The sequence below is a fragment of the Duncaniella muricolitica genome (assembly GCF_910574735.1).
GTDB lineage: Bacteria > Bacteroidota > Bacteroidia > Bacteroidales > Muribaculaceae > Duncaniella > Duncaniella muricolitica.
Genome location: NZ_CAJTCF010000159.1, coordinates 1 through 1,471 on the forward strand (window position 1 = coordinate 1; position 1,471 = coordinate 1,471).

1 protein-coding gene is annotated in these 1,471 nt (G+C 51.2%); it reads right to left on the reverse strand.

The features are described 5' to 3' along the window. A partial coding sequence (locus QGT73_RS17280) for a ParA family protein (RefSeq protein ID WP_280123253.1) occupies positions 1-848 on the reverse strand: 848 nt, incomplete at its 3' end. Positions 849-1,471 lie beyond the last annotated feature (623 nt).

Below are 1,471 nucleotides of genomic sequence, written 5' to 3' on the forward strand. Positions count from 1 at the left end.
AGGTCGTACAGCCCGTTCTTCTCCCTGCCGTCCACCATCGTCCAGAACAGGTGAAGACCTTTTGTTTTCGCCTGTCCCGTCGTCATTAGGTTGTCACGGAACATCGTGACGAATTTCAGGGTACTCTCCACGACAAAGCGGTCGGCACTCAGCGGAGTGAAAATGTAGTCCATCTGCGAGAGCGTCTTTATCACGCCGTTGCTTCGGAGTGTGCCGGGCATGTCGAAGAACACCACGTCGGGTTTCACGTCCTCAGTGGCAATCATCCTCTCGGCATCGTCGAGGGCGTTCACCGCATTGCTTTTGACGATGGTGTAGGCGTTCTTTTTGATCCGGCGGAAATGGTCGCAAGCGAGAGCCTTGAAGTAGGTGCTGCTGTCGATAAGCCCCATTTCGTGTTCGCGCAGCCCGTGGATGCTGTGCTGCGGGTCGTCGCAGTCCACGACGGCGACATTGTAGCCTTTCACGTTGTGCAGGTAGCTGGCGGCAAGTGCCGTGACAGTGGATTTGCCGATGCCACCTTTCTGTGTTGCGAATGCAACGAAGATTTCCTTACTCATAGTTCCATTTATTTTAATTGTTGATGATTTGTTTTTCTGTTTCCATACGGATTTGGCTGTCGCACCATCCGCTTCCGTGACTACACACGCAGGCGGGTCGTCGCGTATCCGGTTCTGTGGTGAAGCGGTGCGTCGGACAAATGGTGATTGACGACATTGCGTCATGAAGTCATTGAATCCATACGTCACCGAATTGTCGGAGAACCGGGTTTCCGACGGTTCGGGTATCCGTTTCGGCAAGTATCCGAAGAAGCGGATTTCCGGGTATTTGAATGTCCCGTTTATCATATCTTCAAATCGTTCGTTTCTTGAATCATGCTGCAAATAAACAAGTATATTCCGGAACTTGTATCACTTCTCCGGCAAGTGGCAGCATGTTGCGCCGATTGGCAGTCATTGACCGGGTCAAGCATCTGTCCGATACCGCTTTAAGGGCGTAACTTTGCACCCGGACAGCAGGGTTCGCCGATGACGCGCGGCCCGGAGTCCTGAAAGGTATTTTCCCAATCCGTCCCCTGACGGATTTTTATGTTCACCTGAACATAGCAAGATGTCTTTTCAGCCGCTCAAAATATTTTGAGCAGCCACGAAAAGCACTTGCCCTTGCAGGGGGCGGGCTTTCCCTCCGAAGTCGGGAAGCCTTTCAGAACTGCGGTGCTGTAATCCGAAGCGGCGGCTTATGCCGTCAATCCGCTAAATCCAAAGTAATATGAAAGAGAAAAGGAAAAGCAAATCAGGGAGAAATCCCAAACTTGATCCGGCGGTGTACTATTAGATTTGCAGTTGCAAAGAAAAGGGGGTCAAGCCGAAATGGCGGTGCATGGATTTTGAGAAAAGTGTTAAATTTGCGGTATGAAAACCGCAGATGCAATATGGATGTGCCTGCCCGAGGGCATGGACGAACTATTTGA